Origin of the sequence: Terrisporobacter vanillatitrophus, assembly GCF_051148895.1 — a bacterium.
Lineage (GTDB): Bacteria > Bacillota > Clostridia > Peptostreptococcales > Peptostreptococcaceae > Terrisporobacter > Terrisporobacter vanillatitrophus.
Map to the genome: position 1 here is coordinate 1685279 of NZ_CP154625.1, position 18032 is coordinate 1703310.

Annotated in this window: 16 protein-coding genes; 13 read left to right on the plus strand and 3 right to left on the minus strand. The window is 29.2% G+C overall.

What is annotated here, in order from left to right:
• Positions 1-252 precede the first annotated feature (252 nt).
• The 5 genes from TVTCOM_RS08495 to TVTCOM_RS08515 all read left to right on the plus strand — a co-directional run bounded on the left by TVTCOM_RS08495 (position 253) and on the right by TVTCOM_RS08515 (position 7056).
• A complete protein-coding gene (locus TVTCOM_RS08495) occupies positions 253-1590 on the plus strand; it encodes a 6-phospho-alpha-glucosidase (RefSeq protein ID WP_434799402.1) in 1338 nt (445 codons plus the stop codon).
• Positions 1591-1866: 276 nt separating this feature from the next.
• Positions 1867-2628, plus strand: coding sequence for a MurR/RpiR family transcriptional regulator (locus TVTCOM_RS08500; RefSeq protein ID WP_434799403.1), 762 nt, complete (start codon positions 1867-1869; stop codon positions 2626-2628).
• A gap of 4 nt (positions 2629-2632) precedes the next feature.
• A complete protein-coding gene (locus TVTCOM_RS08505; protein ID WP_434799404.1) occupies positions 2633-3403 on the plus strand; it encodes a MurR/RpiR family transcriptional regulator in 771 nt (256 codons plus the stop codon).
• 248 nt (positions 3404-3651) lie between these two features.
• Positions 3652-5985 (plus strand): SH3 domain-containing protein, encoded by a 2334-nt coding sequence (locus tag TVTCOM_RS08510; RefSeq protein ID WP_434799405.1) that lies wholly within the window; start codon positions 3652-3654, stop codon positions 5983-5985.
• Positions 5986-6141: 156 nt separating this feature from the next.
• Positions 6142-7056 carry a DMT family transporter gene (locus TVTCOM_RS08515; RefSeq protein ID WP_434799406.1) on the plus strand — a complete coding sequence of 305 codons (915 nt, stop codon included), beginning with the start codon at positions 6142-6144 and terminating at the stop codon, positions 7054-7056.
• Positions 7057-7104: 48 nt separating this feature from the next.
• Here TVTCOM_RS08515 and TVTCOM_RS08520 read toward each other — a convergent pair whose 3' ends face one another.
• Both TVTCOM_RS08520 and TVTCOM_RS08525 read right to left on the minus strand, forming a co-directional pair.
• The gene (locus TVTCOM_RS08520; protein WP_434799407.1) at positions 7105-7758 is read right to left on the minus strand and encodes a deoxynucleoside kinase; all 654 of its coding nucleotides are present in this window, start codon (positions 7756-7758) and stop codon (positions 7105-7107) included.
• Complete coding sequence (locus tag TVTCOM_RS08525; protein ID WP_434799408.1) at positions 7746-8414, minus strand: deoxynucleoside kinase; 669 nt, start codon at positions 8412-8414, stop codon at positions 7746-7748. Before TVTCOM_RS08525 ends, TVTCOM_RS08520 begins: the two co-directional genes overlap by 13 nt.
• A 199-nt stretch (positions 8415-8613) precedes the next feature.
• On the opposite strand from TVTCOM_RS08525, the gene TVTCOM_RS08530 reads away from it, so the two are divergent.
• The 8 genes from TVTCOM_RS08530 (at position 8614) to TVTCOM_RS08565 (ending at position 16652) form a co-directional block, all read left to right on the plus strand.
• Positions 8614-9750 carry an aminotransferase class V-fold PLP-dependent enzyme gene (locus TVTCOM_RS08530; protein WP_434799409.1) on the plus strand — a complete coding sequence of 379 codons (1137 nt, stop codon included), beginning with the start codon at positions 8614-8616 and terminating at the stop codon, positions 9748-9750.
• A gap of 13 nt (positions 9751-9763) precedes the next feature.
• Entirely contained in the window at positions 9764-10297 is a 534-nt protein-coding gene (locus tag TVTCOM_RS08535; RefSeq protein WP_434799410.1) for a (Fe-S)-binding protein, read from the plus strand.
• A 185-nt stretch (positions 10298-10482) separates the two neighbouring features.
• A complete protein-coding gene (locus tag TVTCOM_RS08540; RefSeq protein ID WP_434799411.1) occupies positions 10483-11025 on the plus strand; it encodes an NADH peroxidase in 543 nt (180 codons plus the stop codon).
• A 476-nt stretch (positions 11026-11501) separates the two neighbouring features.
• Positions 11502-12515, plus strand: coding sequence for a 3-deoxy-7-phosphoheptulonate synthase (aroF, locus tag TVTCOM_RS08545; protein ID WP_434799412.1), 1014 nt, complete (start codon positions 11502-11504; stop codon positions 12513-12515).
• Positions 12516-12548: 33 nt separating this feature from the next.
• Positions 12549-13844, plus strand: a complete 1296-nt coding sequence (gene aroA, locus TVTCOM_RS08550; RefSeq protein ID WP_434799413.1) for a 3-phosphoshikimate 1-carboxyvinyltransferase — start codon at positions 12549-12551, stop codon at positions 13842-13844.
• A complete protein-coding gene (aroC, locus tag TVTCOM_RS08555) occupies positions 13822-14901 on the plus strand; it encodes a chorismate synthase (RefSeq protein WP_434799414.1) in 1080 nt (359 codons plus the stop codon). Before aroA ends, aroC begins: the two co-directional genes overlap by 23 nt.
• A 16-nt stretch (positions 14902-14917) precedes the next feature.
• Entirely contained in the window at positions 14918-15787 is an 870-nt protein-coding gene (gene pheA / locus TVTCOM_RS08560) for a prephenate dehydratase (protein ID WP_434799415.1), read from the plus strand.
• Between the two features lie 10 nt (positions 15788-15797).
• A complete protein-coding gene (locus TVTCOM_RS08565; RefSeq protein WP_434799416.1) occupies positions 15798-16652 on the plus strand; it encodes a prephenate dehydrogenase in 855 nt (284 codons plus the stop codon).
• 135 nt (positions 16653-16787) lie between these two features.
• On the opposite strand, the gene TVTCOM_RS08570 is transcribed toward TVTCOM_RS08565, so the two are convergent.
• On the minus strand, positions 16788-17828 hold the full coding sequence (locus TVTCOM_RS08570; protein WP_434799417.1) for a PTS sugar transporter subunit IIC: 1041 nt from the start codon (positions 17826-17828) through the stop codon (positions 16788-16790).
• Between the last annotated feature and the right edge of the window lie 204 nt (positions 17829-18032).

Here is an 18032-nt window from a genome sequence, read left to right on the forward strand (position 1 = left end):
TATCATAATATATTATATATTACTATAATTTGACAAATAGAAATTAACTTTTAATAATAGCTTAGTCATGCTTTTTCATTAATTTATTCACTTACAGCAAATGCCTGTGAATTGTCACAGAAAATGTTACAAAATACACTTGAACAAACCCTTTCCCTAAAGGAGGAAAACGTATTGTAATAATATTTTGGGGAGTGTAGTATTGAATCATAAGATAAACAAAAACAACTAATCTTTGGGGAGGAAATAAAAATGAACAATAAAAAATATTCAGTTACAGTAGCAGGTGGAGGAAGTACTTTCACACCAGGAATAGTATTAATGCTATTAGAAAATATGGATAGATTTCCAATAAGATCAATAAAGTTTTATGATAACGATGCTAAGAGACAAGAAACAGTAGCGAAAGCCTGTGAAATATATTTAAAAGAAAATGCACCAGAAGTAGAATTTGCTTATACAATAGATCCAGAAGCAGCATTCACTGATATAGATTTCGTATTAGCACATATACGTGTTGGTAAATATGCAATGCGTGAAAAGGATGAAAAAATACCACTAAAATACGGTGTTTTAGGACAAGAAACTTGCGGTCCTGGAGGAATAGCTTATGGAATGCGTTCAATAGGTGGAGTTATAGAAATACTTGACTATATGGAACAATATTCACCAAATGCTTGGATGTTAAACTACTCAAACCCAGCTGCAATAGTAGCAGAAGCAACAAGAAGACTTAGACCAGATTCAAAAATATTAAATATATGTGACATGCCAATAGACTTAGAAGAAAAAATGGCTCATATGTGTGGATTAAAATCAAGAAAAGAAATGCAAGTAGGTTACTACGGATTAAACCACTTTGGATGGTGGCACAAAATATATGACAAAGATGGAAATGATTTAATGCCACAAATAAAAGAACACGTTGCAGTAAATGGATTTGCAGATGCATTATCTGATACTAACCAACATGTAGATGCAAGCTGGAGAGAAACTTTCACAAAAGTTAAAGATGTTTACGCAGTAGATCCAAGTACAATACCAAATACTTATTTAAAATACTACTTATATCCAGACTATGTAGTAGAACACTCAAACAAAGAGTACACTAGAGCAAATGAAGTTATGGACGGAAGAGAAAAACATGTATTTGGAATATGTAATGAGATAATAGAAAAAGGAACAAGCAGAGGTGTTGAAGGGTTCGAGGCTGACGCACATGCAACTTATATAGTTGACTTAGCTTGTGCATTAGCAGAAAATACAAATGAAAGATTCCTTCTTATAGTTGAAAACGAAGGTGCAATAGAAAACTTCGATAGAACTGCAATGGTTGAAATACCTTGTATAGTAGGAAGAAACGGATACGAAAAAATATGCCAAGGTGCTATACCACAATTCCAAAAAGGATTAATGGAACAACAAGTAAGTGTGGAAAAACTTACAGTTGAAGCTTGGATAGAAGGTAACTACAATAAATTATGGCAAGCAATAACATTATCAAAAACTGTTCCAAGTGCAAGAGTTGCCAAGTTAATACTAGATGATTTAATAGAAGCAAACAAAGAATACTGGCCAGAATTACACTAAAGATGTGGAGCACATGTTTGGAATATAGAAGATGTTACAATGATGGTTGTTGTAGAGCAAAATGGGTATGAACTATCCAACTATTATACAAACAAATTAGTAGAGGCAGGAAAAAGTATATTGATAGAATATAAATAATATATATTAATAAAATAAGAGTGAAAAGTTCGTATAGCTTTTCACTCTTATTTCTTATGGTAAAAAATTAACAACTAAGATATAATTGTATCTATAACAAAACTTCATGTAACATAGAATGAAAGATGGAGATAAATAATGAAACTAGAAGAATTAATTAATAAATATTATGATCAACTTAACGATAACGATTTCCATATTTGGAATTACATATCTAATAATAAAAAAGAATGTGAAAAATTAGCCATCGATCAGCTGGCTTTTAAATGTAATGTATCTAGAACAACTATTCTTAGATTTGCGCAGAAACTGTCTTTAAAAGGATATAGCGAGTTAAAGTTATATTTGAAATTAGAAAATAAAGAACCAAAAGAAAATATGGGTCAAACAGAAATGGTGTGTGCAACTTATAATAAGGTAATTGAAAGTATTAAAAATAAGGACTGTACAGAGATTTTTGATAAGTTTGACTCAGCAAGAAATATATACATTTATGGTGTGGGCATGGTGCAAGCATCCATAAAAAAAGAACTTAAACGTATATTTATGACTGCGGGGAAAATATTTTATGATTTAAGTGGATATCAAGAGTCTGATATTTCATTAAATATTGCAAATTCACAGGATTTATTTATTATTGTATCAGTATCTGGAGAAAATAAATTTCTTATAGACTTTGCCTCACAGCTGCAAGTAAGAAATATACCTATTCTTTCTATTACTAAATTGAAAGAAAATACATTATCTCAAATGAGTGATTATAACTTATATATATCATCTGTTACTTTTTTAGAAACAATAAATGAAATGAGTTATGAATCAGTTACATCTTATTTTATACTTATTGAGATTTTATTCTTAAAATATATTGAATATAAAAATGGAAAAGAAGAGGAATAGATAAATGGATATGCGATTAGAAACATTAATTTGTGATAACTATAAAAACTTAAATGATAACGATAAACATATATGGAGCTTTATATTAAATAATAAAAAGAAATGTGAAAGCATGTCTATTCAGGAGCTGGCATCTAGTTGTAATGTTTCTCATACGACTATTTTAAGATTTGCGCAAAAGTTAGGATTAAATGGTTATAGCGAATTAAAATTTTATTTAAAATTAGATAATCAAAATAATAAAACTCCTGTTTTTGATAAAATAGAATACATAAAAGTTTTTGATGATATGAACAAAACTATGAATGTGCTTGTTGAAAGAGATTTTACTCATGTTTGTAAGCTATTAGATACATGTAATAGAATTTATGCCTATGGTTCAGGGGAAATACAAAATAATGCTGTAAAAGAGCTTAAAAGAACATTACTTTCTGTAGGTAAGCTAGTAAATGTACTAGAGGGTAAAGAGGAATTAAGAACTATATCTAAATATATGAAAGAAGATGACATAATATTTTTATACTCTTTGTCAGGTGAAAATAAACTTGTAAACGATTTTGCCGAAGATCTAAAAAGAAAGGGTTTAAAAGTTATTTCCATAAGTAGAAGTGGAAACAATACTTTATCTAAAATTAGTGATATAAATATTGAATTTTATACTCATGAAGCAGCAAAGCTAGACAACGACTTGGATATAATTATAGGAAGTCAATTTTTTTTGGTAAATGAGTTTTTACTTTTAAAATATATTGAATATAAATACTCAAAAAATTAATTGTTACATATTAGAAAGAATGAGAGCATGCTGTAGTATGCTCTTTTTTAGGTATATCTTTTAGGATATTATATAAGTTTTTAGTACTGTAGAAAAAATTATTTCTATAAATTAATAGTATTATTTAAAAATTTATTTACTATTTTGTAATTTTATTATATAGTTAAAATATGTTGGAAATACAATAAAAACGTCGAAATATTATCGAAAAATATGTAAGACACATTTCTTGCAAAAGGGGGGAAGTTATGAACAAATACACAAAATCATTTCTTGCACTGTCATTATCATTTACAATAGTTTCTCAAAATGTAATGATTATAACAAATGCACAAGAAACAGATTCTGTACAAATTACTGAGAATGCATCATCTACAACTCTTGAGTTTTCAAATCTAGAGGTAAAGCCAATTACTAAAGCAAACCTTATTGGAGAAGGTATAGTTAATGCAAGTGCATTAAATGTTAGAAGTGGACCATCAACTTCTTATGAAGTTATAGGGACATTAACAAGCGGTACGAATGTGGAGATTTTAGACAGAAGTGGAAGTTGGTATAAAATATCTTATAATAATACATATGGATATGTTTCAGGTACTTATATTACTCTAAATCCAGTGCAACTAGGAATTGATGTAAGTAAGTGGAATTATTCAATTGATTGGGACAAAGTTAAAGCAAGTGGCGTTGATTATGCAATAATAAGAGCTGGTTACGGTTCTTCTACAGTTGACCCATATTTTTATGAAAATATTAGAGGTGCTATAGATGCAGGTATTGAAGTTGGAGTTTACTGGTTCAGTTATGCTACTAACAGTGCTAAAGCAAAAATAGAAGCACAAAAATGTATAGAGACTATTGCTCCTTATAAAGATAAGATTTCTTATCCAGTATTTTTTGACTTCGAATATGCTAGTGTTGATTATGCAGTAAATCAAGGTGTAACAGTAACAAAAAGTTTAGCTACAAGTATGTCATATGAATTTTTAAATTATGTTGAAAGTCAAGGATATATGGGTGGAGTATATACTAATGATGACTTTGGAAGTAGATATTTTTCAGATGAGCTACTTTCATCAAGTTATTTATGGGTAGCTCAGTATTCATCTACAAATACATATCCAAGGCCATATATGATGTGGCAATATACAGACAAGGGCACAATAGAAGGTATCGGTACTTCTTCTAGTCCAAAGTACTTTGACATGAACTATACTTTCTTATTGCCTAAACCTACTAAAGCAATAGATCTATCTAATGCCACTGTAGGTACAATTAGCCAACAAGAATACACAGGAGAAGAAATAAAACCTAGTGTAACAGTGAGTTATAACGGAAAACAGTTAGTATTAGATAAAGATTATCAGATAAGCTATTCTAATAATATTTCTGTGGGAACGGCCACTGCAAAAATTACAGGTATTGGAGATTATACTGGAAGTATAACAACTTCATTTGGAATAGTTAATAATTTACCAGATAAAGTTACAGGTTTAACTTTAAAGTCTAAAACTACAAATTCTTTAACATTATCATGGACAAAAGTAAGTAATTCAGATGGGTATGAAATTTATAAATATGACAATAGCACTGGTTCATATAAGTTATTAAAAATAATTTCAGGTAATTCTAATAATTATTATACAGATTCTAATCTAAAAGCTAATACATCTTACACTTATAAGGTAAGAGCATATAAAATGGTTGATAGTAAGACTGTATATGGAGAATATTCTTCATCATTAAAAGGACAAACTGATGCTGAACTTAGTGTAATAAAAACAGGAACAACAAAATCAGGAGTAAACGTAAGAAGTGGGCCATCAACAAGTTATGCAAAAGTCGGTTACTTAAATGGTGGAACAAAAGTAGAAATAGTAGCAAGAGATTCAAACACAGGATGGTATAAGATAAAATATAATAATGGTTATGCTTATGTATCTGACAGTTATGTAAGTGTAGAAAATATACCTACAACACCAGTAACAACAACACTAGGAATAACAAAATCAGGAGTTAATGTAAGAAGTGGGCCATCAACAAGTTATGCAAAAGTCGGTTACTTAAATGGTGGAACAAAAGTAGAAATAGTAGGAACTGATTCAAAAACAGGATGGTATAAAATAAAATATAATAATGGTTATGCTTATGTATCTGACAGTTATGTAAGAGTAGAAAATATACCTACAACACCAGTAACAACAACACTAGGAATAACAAAATCAGGAGTTAATGTAAGAAGTGGGCCATCAACAAGTTATGCAAAAGTCGGTTACTTAAATGGTGGAACAAAAGTAGAAATAGTAGGAACTGATTCAAAAACAGGATGGTATAAAATAAAATATAACAATGGATATGCTTATGCATCTAATTTATATATAACTAAACTAAAAATAGGAACAACAAAATCAGGAGTAAATATAAGAAGAGGACCATCTACTAGTTATGCAAAAGTTGGCTACTTAAATGGTGGAACAAAAGTGGAAATAGTAGGAACTGATTCAAAAACAGGATGGTATAAGATTCTATACAATAGCGGATATGCCTATGTGTCGAATCTATATGTAACTATAACTAAATAAGATGATAAAAAAATGTGTGTATTCATTGAATATGCACATTTTTTACTTAATTATAATTCATATATTTAAGATAATAGTGAATAAACTAATTATAGATTTACAAATAAGTTTAACTAGATTATGATAGAATTGTAGACATAAAGAGGGAGGGATTAAATGAAAAAATATTCAGGAGAAATAGGATTATTTACAATAGCAATCATATGGGGAAGTGGATTTATAGGAACTAAGCTAGCCTTAGATGGAGGACTTAGTACTGTACAAACTTTAACTCTTAGATTCTTTATTGCAAGTATAATACTAGGAATAATATTTTATAAGAAAATCAAGGAAAATATATCAAAAGAATCTTTAATAGCAGGAGCATTACTTGGATTATTCTCATTTGTAGGATTTTCCACACAGACCTTAGGTCTTGTTTATACTACAGTTTCAAAAAATGCTTTTATTACAGCTGTAAATGTTGTAATAGTACCTTTTATAGGTTTTATTTTATACAAAAGAAAGCTTGATAAAGTCGGTGTTATGTGTAGTTTTATGGCACTTGTAGGAATTGCAATATTATCTTTAGAAGCTGATTTAAGTATTAATTTTGGGGACTTCTTAACATTTATATGTGCTATTGGTTTTGCGTTTCATATTTTCTTTACAGGAGAATTTAGTAAAAAATATAATTCGTACGTATTAACAGTTACACAGTTTGTAGTAGCTTTTTTATTGTCTTTAATTATGCAAATAGTAACGGGAGAAACTAATTTTAATGCAACGTCAGTAGGATTTATGGGAGCATTATACTTAGGGATATTTTCTACTGCTATTGGATTCTTATTGCAAACAATATGTCAGTCAAAAGTGGATCAAACAAGATCAGCCATAATTTTATCTACTGAAGCAGTATTTGGAACAATAATGTCTGTAATAATTTTCCATGAAGTATTAACTGTTAGAATGGTAGTTGGATGTATAATAATTTTTACGTCAATTATTGTTGCTGAAACTAAATTATCTTTTCTTAAGAAAAAATCTGTGGAAAAACCTACAAAAAATATGATGGAATCTAAGGTAGAATAGATTTGAAAAGGGGATCACTGCTTAAAGCGATCCCCTTTTTATAAAAAATTATATATTTAAAATTTCTTTAATTTTGTTACATAACATATCTAAATGTTCTGGTTTGTTTATTAAGTCAACCTCATTAATATTTACATATAATACTGGAGAATAATTATATTCTTTTATCCAGTTTTCATATCTATTATGAAGGTTTGTCCAGTATGCCACATCTACATCTTTTTCCATGTCACGAGATCTTAAGTTTATTCTCTTTATTATAGTGTCTATTGAACCATCAAGATAAATCATCAAATCTGGAGTTCTAAGATGAGGAACCATATCGTTGAATAAATCTCTATAAGTTATATAATCTCTCTTAGTCATTTTACCATTGTCAAATAAGTTTCTAGCAAATATTTCAACGTCTTCGTATATACTTCTATCTTGTATATTGTTAAGTCCGTTAGCACGTATCTCTTTTTGTTGTTTAAATCTTTGAGCTAAGAAGTAAAGTTGTAAATGGAATCCCCATTTGTCTTGGTCTTTGTAGAAATCTTCTAAATAAGGATTTCCGTCAACTTTTTCAAAGTGACTTTCAAATCCAAGTTTTTCTCCTACTAATTTTGTTAATGTGGATTTTCCTGCGCCCACATTTCCTGCAACAGTTATAAATAAATCTCTGTTTGCACATTTGTCACTTTTATTTTCTAATTTGAACATTCTAAATTTCCTCCTAAAGATGATATAGCTTTTTCAACTTTATCTATAATGTATTTTCTGTCTGACTGGTTATTTAAGAAGTCTAAATTAGAGTTATCAATTTCTATGATTATAGGTTCTTTACCAGTGAAGTTATGTTTAATAGAAAGTGGATTAAAATAATATTTGTACTCATTACGAAGATTATCAATATAATTTCTGTCCATTTGTCTTTCAAAACTTCTATCTCTACTTGCTATTCTTCTCATTAATACATCAGTATTTGAATTTAAGTATATTAAAATATCTGGTTGTGGCAAATCATTTACGAATATATTATAAACTTGCTTGTATCTGTGGAACTGATTATTATCAAGTGTTATACCTGCAAAAATAAGATTTTTTACTATATGATAGTCGCTTACAACTCCCTTACATTTGCTAAGTGTATTTTTATTAACATCTTCAAGTTGTTTTACTCTATTGAATAAAAAAAATGCTTCTGTTTGTAAAGCATATTCCTTAATATCAGTATAAAATTTTGATAAAAATGGATTTTCTTCTACAATCTCTCTAAGTAGAGTATAGCCTAAATGGTTGTTAAGTAAATTTGCTAAAGTAGTTTTACCTGCACCAATAGGGCCTTCTATTGCTATAAATATACCTTTATTTTTCATTTATATAATCACCCTCTAAAAATAATGTCTTTAGTATTTTATCAGAAAAAAAAATATTATTCTACTGTTGACTTTATATAATTTTAAAAAAGTAAAATATTAATGAAATTAAGGAGTATATAGCATATTTCGTGCCTATAAATATGCTATTATTTATATAAGATGTAATATTGTGGAAATGTATCTGGGAGGAATTAATGTGGAAATATATTTAGATAATGGGGCAACATCTTTTCCAAAACCAAAAGAAGTAAGTGAGGCAGTATATGATTTTATGACTAATAACGGTACAAGTTCTGGTAGAGGAGCATATAAAAAAGCAATGGAATCAGACTTTATAATATACGAATGTAGGAAACTTATTGGTGAATTATTTAATTTTGATAATCCTAAAAATGTTATATTTACATCAAATGTAACGGAGTCCATAAATATGGTTCTTAGGGGGATGATAAAAGAGAATGATCATGTAATAACAAGCTCCTTGGAACATAATGCAGTATGGAGAACTTTGAAAACTTTAGAAAAAGAAAAAAATATAGAGATAAGTAAAGTAAAATGTGATAAACATGGCATAACTGAAGTAAATGATGTGGAAAAATTAATAAAAGAAAATACAAAACTTATTATATTTACTGCTGCTTCAAATGTTATTGGCACTATACAACCTATTAAAGAGATTGGAGAAATTGCCAGAAAAAACAAAATTCCTTTTGTGGTAGATGGAGCACAACTTTGTGGAGCTTATGAAGTAGATGTTCAAAAAGATAATATAGATATACTTACTTTTACTGGTCACAAAAGCTTACTAGGTCCCATGGGTACTGGAGGTATTGTTCTAAATTGTGATTATAATATAGATTCTATAAAAAGTGGAGGAACTGGTGGAGACTCAGCTTATGAATATCAAGTGGACTATTATCCAAATAAATTGGAAACGGGGACTCTTAATGTAAGTGGTATTTGCGGTTTAAGATCTGCTGTTAAATTTCTATTAAAAGAAAAAATAGAAAATATTCATAAAAAGGAGAAAGCCTTAACTGAATATGCTTTGAATATTTTATCTAAAGTTAAAGATATAGAAATTTACGGACCAAAGGATAGTGAAAAAATTACACCAGTAATATCTTTTAATATAAAAAATAAAAGAGCTGAAGACGTGGCTCATATACTTGATGATAAATATAATATTATGGTAAGAGCAGGTCTTCATTGTGCTCCTTGTGCTCATGAAATAATTGGCACTAAAGAAAGAGGAACAGTGAGAGTTAGTATGGGTTATTTTAATGAAAAAGAAGAATTAGATAAATTAGCTTATGCACTAAATAATTTGTAAAAGGAGAAAATAAATGTACATAGAAAATTTAGATTTAAAGTTTATTCAACCTTGTACGACAGATTCCAACAGAATAAGAATTAAAGGAAGTTTTTCACGAAATATTGAAGATTTGTTCCCTTATTTAAATACATATTTAAAAACTGCAATTTATAACAAAAAGGCAGGAACATTAACTTTTAATCATGGACCAAAGATAATTATTATGTACAAAGAAGAGGTTGCAGTTTCAAAATTATTAAATGAAACTGATGCCTTTGAAACTTTAGATTACATAAAAAATATTATAAATGATTGCGCTGAGAAAGCAGAAGAAATTACTCCAAATGAAGAGATGAGAAGACTTCCAAGTCCTATTGATGTATATGAATTTTTGCCTAAAATAAATTGTGGTAAATGTGGAGTTGCCACATGCCTTGCCTTTTCTACAAAATTAATAAATGGAAGTTTTAAACCAAGTAGATGTGTTCATTTAGGAGAAAAGGGAAATGAAGAAAATAAAGAAGAAGTTGAAAAAATAGTTTCAATGTTAGGGTATGATTTGTAATAAAATAATAACTATATACTGGATTTTAATTGTGGAAAATGGTAAAATTATCTATAACCATGATTGAATATATCAAAATCAAAAATATCTTTAAAAAATTTGTAGAATTTGTTTAAGTAAAAAATCATGGGGTATCTATTACTTATAAGTAAAAAAGATAATATTTATTGGGAGGGTATGATACTATGAAAAAATTTGTATGTACAGTATGTGGATATATTTATGAAGGAGAAACTGCACCAGAAGTATGTCCAGTATGTAAAGTAGGATCTGAAAAATTCGAAGAAATGAAAGGTGAAATGAATTGGGCTGACGAACACAGAATAGGTGTAGCTCAAGGAGTTGACGAAGAAATAATAGAAGGACTTAGAGCTAACTTCACTGGAGAATGTACAGAAGTTGGTATGTACTTAGCAATGAGTAGACAAGCTGATAGAGAAGGATATCCAGAAGTAGCTGAAGCTTACAAAAGAATAGCTTTTGAAGAAGCAGAACATGCTGCTAAATTTGCTGAGTTATTAGGTGAAGTAGTAGTTGCTGATACTAAAGAAAACTTAAGAGTTAGAGTTGATGCTGAGTATGGTGCAACTGAGGGAAAATTAAAATTAGCTAAGAGAGCTAAAGAATTAGACTTAGATGCTATACATGATACAGTTCATGAAATGTGTAAAGATGAAGCGAGACATGGTAAAGCATTCTTAGGATTATTAGAAAGATACTTTGGATAAGATTTCCTATAAATAAATTAGCAACAAATTAAAATATGCTTTTCTTATGATGAGTAGTTTAACTAACTATTTGTTGTGAGGAGAAGCATATTTTTTTATATAGTGGATATTATAATAAAAAAATATTTTAATAAAATGATTGACAATATGAAAAGAAATGCATATCATTAATAAAAACTAATAAAATAAATTTAATGTTTTAAATTAAAATTTAGGAAGGGAAAAAATCATGGAAAAATTAGAAAAGAATTTAACTGCAAAATTTTATAACTTTTACTATTTTATGTTCTGGGGCTTTTATTTTAGCGCTGGCTACTTCTTTTGCAGAAAAAAATATAAAATCTTTTCTAATGAGTTATTATAGGTGTTAATATATCTATAAACATGAATGACCAAGTGTATTTTAAATTTGTTTATTCCAGAGAACTCATTGCGAGTTCTCTTTTTTATTACAAAAAATTAAGGAGGAAGTAAAAATGGTAGTGATTTTAAAACCAGGCACTAGTGAAGAGGAGATAAAAATCATAATAAAAGAACTGGAAAGTTTAAATGTATCAGTGGATAAAAGTAAGGGAACAGAATGTACCATACTTGGATTAGTTGGAGAAACTAGAAATATAGATCCATGGTTTATTGAATCTCATGAATGTGTACAAAAGGTTATGAAGGTGCAAGAACCTTTTAAAAAAGCAAATAGAATGTTCCACCCAGAAAATACAGTGGTAGATGTTTGTGGTCAAAAAATTGGTGGAAATAAAATTGCTATGATAGCAGGTCCTTGTTCAGTGGAAAGTGAAGAACAAATAAAATTAGTTGCTAAAGAAGTTAAAAAATACGGTGGAGGGTTTTTAAGAGGTGGAGCGTTCAAACCTAGAACATCACCATACAGTTTCCAAGGATTAAAATACGAAGGACTTGACTTGTTAAACAAAGCAAAAAAAGAAACTGGACTTCCCATAGTAACAGAAATTATGTCTCCTTGTGATATACCAAAATTCGTAGAATGTGCAGACATAATTCAAGTAGGTGCTAGAAATATGCAAAACTTTGATTTACTAAAAGAGTTGGGAAAAATAAATAAACCAATTTTATTAAAAAGAGGTTTATCAGCAACAATTGAAGAGTTATTAATGAGTGCGGAATACGTTATGGCTGGAGGAAATGAAAATGTTATTCTTTGTGAAAGAGGAATAAGAACTTTTGAAACTTACACAAGAAATACACTGGATTTAAGTATGATTCCAGCAATTAAAAAATTAAGTCATCTTCCAGTAGTAGTAGACCCAAGTCATGCCACAGGAAAATGGTGGATGGTAGAATCTCTTTCAAAAGCAGCCATAGCTGTAGGTGCCGATGGCCTTATTATAGAAGTTCACAACGATCCTAAAAATGCATTGTGTGATGGTGCACAATCTATAAAACCAGAAGTATTTGCAGATTTAATGGATGAACTTAAAATAATTGCAGGTGCAGTGGGAAGAGAAATATAAGTTTTATCTTAAATTAAAGAAAGGGGGGTAAAAATGGGAGATTTAAAAATTTATCCATCGAAGTTAAAGGGAGAACTAAAAATACCTCCTTCAAAGAGTATGGCACATAGAGCAATTATTTGTGCAGCTTTAAGTGATAAATTATGTAGGGTTGATAATATAGATTATTCAGATGATATTATTGCAACAATAGAGGCTATGAAGTCTTTAGGTGCAATAATCACAAAACATGAAGATTATGTGGAGGTAGTTGGAGTCTACAAAGATATACAGGATACAAAGAAAAATAAAGTGATAGATTGTAATGAATCAGGATCTACTTTAAGATTTTTAGTTCCCATATCTTTGTTATTTGGGGGATCTAGTAGATTTATTGGAAAAGGAAATTTAGGAAAAAGACCACTTACCACATACTACAACATTTTTGATAAACAAAATATAAAATACTCTTTTGAAAAAGATATTCTAAATTTGGAAGTAGAAGGAGTATTAAAAGGTGGAACTTTTGAAGTGGAGGGAAATGTAAGCTCACAGTTTATCAGTGGTTTATTATTTGCACTACCATTGCTAAAAGAAGATTCAAAAATAATTATTACAACTGATTTGGAGTCAAAGTCATATGTTGATTTAACTTTAAAAGTAATAAAAGACTTTGGAATAGAAATAATTAATAAAAATCACAAAGAATTTATAATTAAGGGAAATCAAAAATATGAAGCATGTAATTATAGAGTGGAAGGTGATTATTCGCAAGGAGCATTTTTCTTATGTGCTGATGCCATAGGAAATGAGATTTTATGTAAGGATCTTAATATTGACTCTCTTCAAGGAGATAAAGAAGTTATTGATATTTTGAAAAAAATGAATGTGGATATTATGGTAAAAGGAAATGAGATTGAAGGTAAAAGAAGAAAAAAATTAAAATCAACTTATATTGATGGAAGCCAGTGCCCAGATATAATACCTGTTCTTACTTCAGTGGCAGCTTTGGCAAAGGGAAGAACTGAAATAACAAATGTTGGAAGACTTAGAATAAAAGAATGTGATAGACTTTCTGCCATAACCAGTGAACTTAACAAACTTGGTGCAAATATTATTGAAAAAGAAGACAGTATAATAGTTGAGGGTGTAGATGAATTGGAAGGTAATGTGGAAGTTTGGAGTCATAAGGATCACAGAATAGCCATGACATTAGCAATAGTATCAAGTAGATGCAATAAACCTATAGTGATAAAGGACTATGATTGTGTGTCAAAATCATATCCGAAGTTTTTTGAAGATTTTGAAAAAATAGGAGGGATAAGTGTTGAGTGGAATGTGGGGCAATAATATAAAGATTTCTATTTTTGGAGAATCTCATGGAAGTGCTATTGGAATTAATATGGATAATTTACCTCCTGGATTTACTTTAGACATGAAAGAAATCATGAGGGAAATGAAAAGAAGAGCTCCTGGTAATAATAATCTTTCCACATCAAGAAAAGAAGATGATGAGCCTGAAATATTAAGTGGATATTTTCAGGGAAAAACTACAGGAACTCCTCTTTGTGCAATTATTAGAAATAAAGATAATAAATCAAAGGATTATTCTAAGATTAAGAATGTGATGAGACCTGGCCATGGAGATTATCCAGGTTTTGTAAAATATAATGGATTTAATGATTATAGAGGAGGCGGTCATTTTTCTGGAAGAATAACAGCACCGTTGGTATTTGCAGGAGCAATTTGTAAGCAAGTATTAAGAGAAGAAAAAATTGAAATTGTTGCTCACGTTCAATCAATAGGAGATATAAAAGATAAAAGTTTTTTAGACTGTGATTTAGATAAAGAATTAATAAGCTCTTTAAAATATGAAGAATTTCCTTTAATAAATAAAAATTTAGAAGACAAAATGAAAAATGAAATTCTAAATGCTAGAAAAGAAGGTGACTCAGTGGGTGGAGTTATAGAATGTATGATTTTAGGAGTAAAAGCAGGCGTAGGAAGTCCATTTTTTGACTCTGTTGAATCAACTCTATCTCACTTGATGTTCTCAGTTCCAGCTGTAAAAGGAATTGAATTTGGAAGAGGTTTTGATATAACAAAAATTAAAGGTTCAAAAGCTAATGATGAGTATTATTTAGATGAAAAAAAAATAAAAACAAAAACTAATAATAATGGTGGAATAAGTGGTGGAATAACAAATGGTATGCCCATAATATTTAGGGTGGCAATAAAACCAACTCCTTCCATATATAAAGAACAATGTAGTGTGACTATATGTACCATGGAAGAAACTACTTTGAAAATTGAAGGAAGACATGATCCTTGTATTGTGCAAAGAGCCCTACCTGTTATAGAAGGAGTTAGTGCCATTGGAATTTTAGATCTTATTAAAAATAGTTAAAATAGGGGGAATAATAGTGGATTTATATGACTATACAAAAGAAACTCTAATCAAAAATAAAAGTAATATAAAGATAGGATACCAAGGAGTAAAAGGATCTTTCAGTGAAGAAGCAATGATTGAGTTCTTTGGAGAAAATCAAAAGGAAGTAAGTTATGAAAAATTTGAAGATGTATTTATTGCTTTAAAAAAAGATGAAATAGATTATGGTATATTACCCTTTGAAAATTCATGTACTGGAGCAATAACTGCTGTATATGATTTATTATCAAAATATGGATTTTACATTGTGGGAGAAGAGTGTATAAAAATAAAACAAAATTTGGTGGGAATAAAAGGTTCCAAATTGGATGACATTGAGGAAGTTTATTCTCACCCTCAAGGTTTTGAACAAAGCAAAATCTTTTTAAAAAATAATGAAAATTTAAAATTAATATATTTTTATAACACGGCCATAAGTGCAAAACATGTTTCACACTTAAATGATAAAAGCAAAGCAGCTATTGCCAGTGAAAGAGCAGCAAAAATTTATGGATTAGATATAATAGAAAAAGAAATAAATGACGATGAAAGCAATAATACAAAGTTTGTAATAATTAGTAAAAGACTAGAATTAAGTAATGATTGTAATAAAATGACTGTGACATTTTCTTTAGATAATAAAGCAGGGACCTTGTACAATTTACTTAGACATTTTGCAGAAAACCAAATCAACATGGTGAAAATAGAATCTAGACCAAGCAAAAGCAAACTGTGGGAATATGTTCTATATGTTGATTTTGAAGGCAATATTAACAATGAAAATGTAAAAAATGCCATAAATATAATTGAAGAAAAAAGTAAGTATTTTAAATTATTAGGATGTTATAAAAAGAAAGAAATTTAAGAGGTGTTTTATGAAAATATTAATCGTAGGACTTGGCGTAATTGGTGGAGGATATGCCATGGCGCTAAAAGAAGCAGGATATAAAGAAGTTTATGGAGTAGATAAAAATACAGACACTTTAGATAAAGCAAAAAAACTAGGTATTATAAGAGAAGGATTTGAAAATGAAGATAAAATAATTTCTAAGGTAGACTTAATAGTTCTAGCTATATATCCTAATTTAGTAAAAGATTTTATTATTAAAAATAAAGATAAATTTAAGAAAAATGCTCTAATTACAGATGTGACAGGAATAAAAGAGTTGTTTATACATGACATAATTGAAATCTTGCCAGAAAATGTTGATTTTGTATTTGCTCATCCCATGGCTGGAAGAGAAAAACAAGGCATAGATTATGCAACAAATAAGGTATTTGAAGGTGCAAACTTTTTAATAATTGAAAATGAAAAAAATAAAGAAGAGAATTTAAATCTAGTAGAAAAACTAGCTTATGAAATGGGATTTAAACATATTAAAAGAACAACTCCTAAGTTTCATGATGAAATGATAGCATTTACAAGTCAATTGCCACATGTTCTTGCGGTAGCCTTGATAAATAGCGATTTGGAAAATAGAAATACAGGCGAATTTATTGGTGATAGCTATAGAGATTTAACTAGAATTGCAAATATGAATGAAAAACTGTGGAGTTTGTTGTTTTTAGGAAATAAAGAAAACTTACTTACTGTTATAAATAGTTTTGAAGATGAGGTTAATAAAATAAAAAAATGTATTGAAAGTGAAGACAAAAAAGGATTAGAAGAATTATTTATAAAATCTACAAAAAGAAGAGAAGAATTATATGATACAAAACAAAATTTATAGATAATTAAGAAAGGAAAATTTGTGAATTAAAATATGGAAATAGATTATTTGAATAAAAAAAAAGCTTAAAGGAATAATTTATATTAAACCTTGAAGCTTTTTAATTTGCTATTTAAATATCTAAGCTTAAATATATTAAGCAGCTATATTATCTGAGTTAGTTCCACGAACTACATCAGCAGTAGTTATTTTATAGTTTTTAAACATAGCATATCCTATGAAACCAGCAGCTACAGATACTACAATACAACCAGCAGCAGCTATTAAAACTTGCATTGGTGAGTTATAAGCAAACATTACTGCGAAACCAGCTATTGGAGTAGCAGTTCCAGGAGAGTTGTTTACAAGTCCCATCATAGCTATTATTACACCAGACATTGCACCACCTATAAAGTTAGTAACATATACTGGTATTGGGTTAGCAGATATTAAGTCAGCTTGAGTTAATGGCTCTATAGCAACTGATATATTATCTTTCTTAGAACCGAACTTCATTTTTGAGAAGAATACAAAGTTCATGAAAGAAGAACCAAATACTGATAATGCACCTATTGCCATTGGAGCACCAGTTAAACCTATCATAGCTGTTAAAGCCATTGAGCTAAGTGGAGCAGTAGCAACAACTGTTATTAAACCACCAAGTATTATACCCATTAATATTGGAGATGCAGATGATGCTTGAGTTAATACTGTACCAACAGTTTCAAGAACACCGTTTACAATTGGGCTAGTAAATTGTCCTATACCGAAAGCAAGTGGTGCAGCAACTAATATTATAACTATTAGATCAAGTCCAGCAGGAACTTTTTCTTCTAATTTTTTGATTACAAATGATATTAAATAACCAGCTATAAATCCAGGTAATATTTTAAAGTTTAAACATGTAAGACCAACCATTACAGCATACACTGGAGAAACTCCAAGAGCTAATGGTACTAAAGTTGCAGCTGCAACACCACCTAATGAACCGTTTGCTGCACCAACATTTTCAAGGAATTTCATTCCTAAAACTTCACCAAAGAATGAGAAGTGGAAAGCTTCAACTAAGAATGATGCAACTGCAGCGTTTGCAAGTCCACCCATTGCTTTCATACCTTGTGGAGCTTTGTAACTAAATAAAGTAAATAGTGCTAATACTACTAATAATAAAGCAGTACCTGTTAAAATTTGAATCATATCGATTTCCTCCTAAAATTATTGCTAATTCCTCTTAGAATTGTGAAAGGAATTAAATTTTCAAGGATAAGCCTTTCCTCAATTGATGAAAGATTTCCTTTTGCATATAAAAAACATTTTACATTAAAATAATTAATTTGTAAACTATTTTTCGACAAAAAATTTCAAAAAGTAAAATTTTATATTAATTCTAAAAATTTCATT

Excerpts from the sequence above, each read along its gene's own strand:
- TVTCOM_RS08525 (WP_434799408.1), bottom strand. The coding sequence starts at position 8,414 with ATGAAAAATAAAGGTATATTTATAGCAATAGAAGGCCCTATTGGTGCA.
- aroF (WP_434799412.1), top strand. The coding sequence starts at position 11,502 with ATGGTAGTGATTTTAAAACCAGGCACTAGTGAAGAGGAGATAAAAATC.
- TVTCOM_RS08505 (WP_434799404.1), top strand. The coding sequence starts at position 2,633 with ATGGATATGCGATTAGAAACATTAATTTGTGATAACTATAAAAACTTA.
- TVTCOM_RS08500 (WP_434799403.1), top strand. The coding sequence starts at position 1,867 with ATGAAACTAGAAGAATTAATTAATAAATATTATGATCAACTTAACGAT.
- aroA (WP_434799413.1), top strand. The coding sequence starts at position 12,549 with ATGGGAGATTTAAAAATTTATCCATCGAAGTTAAAGGGAGAACTAAAA.
- TVTCOM_RS08515 (WP_434799406.1), top strand. The coding sequence starts at position 6,142 with ATGAAAAAATATTCAGGAGAAATAGGATTATTTACAATAGCAATCATA.
- TVTCOM_RS08535 (WP_434799410.1), top strand. The coding sequence starts at position 9,764 with ATGTACATAGAAAATTTAGATTTAAAGTTTATTCAACCTTGTACGACA.
- TVTCOM_RS08565 (WP_434799416.1), top strand. The coding sequence starts at position 15,798 with ATGAAAATATTAATCGTAGGACTTGGCGTAATTGGTGGAGGATATGCC.
- TVTCOM_RS08495 (WP_434799402.1), top strand. The coding sequence starts at position 253 with ATGAACAATAAAAAATATTCAGTTACAGTAGCAGGTGGAGGAAGTACT.
- TVTCOM_RS08520 (WP_434799407.1), bottom strand. The coding sequence starts at position 7,758 with ATGTTCAAATTAGAAAATAAAAGTGACAAATGTGCAAACAGAGATTTA.
- TVTCOM_RS08570 (WP_434799417.1), bottom strand. The coding sequence starts at position 17,828 with ATGATTCAAATTTTAACAGGTACTGCTTTATTATTAGTAGTATTAGCA.
- TVTCOM_RS08540 (WP_434799411.1), top strand. The coding sequence starts at position 10,483 with ATGAAAAAATTTGTATGTACAGTATGTGGATATATTTATGAAGGAGAA.
- TVTCOM_RS08510 (WP_434799405.1), top strand. The coding sequence starts at position 3,652 with ATGAACAAATACACAAAATCATTTCTTGCACTGTCATTATCATTTACA.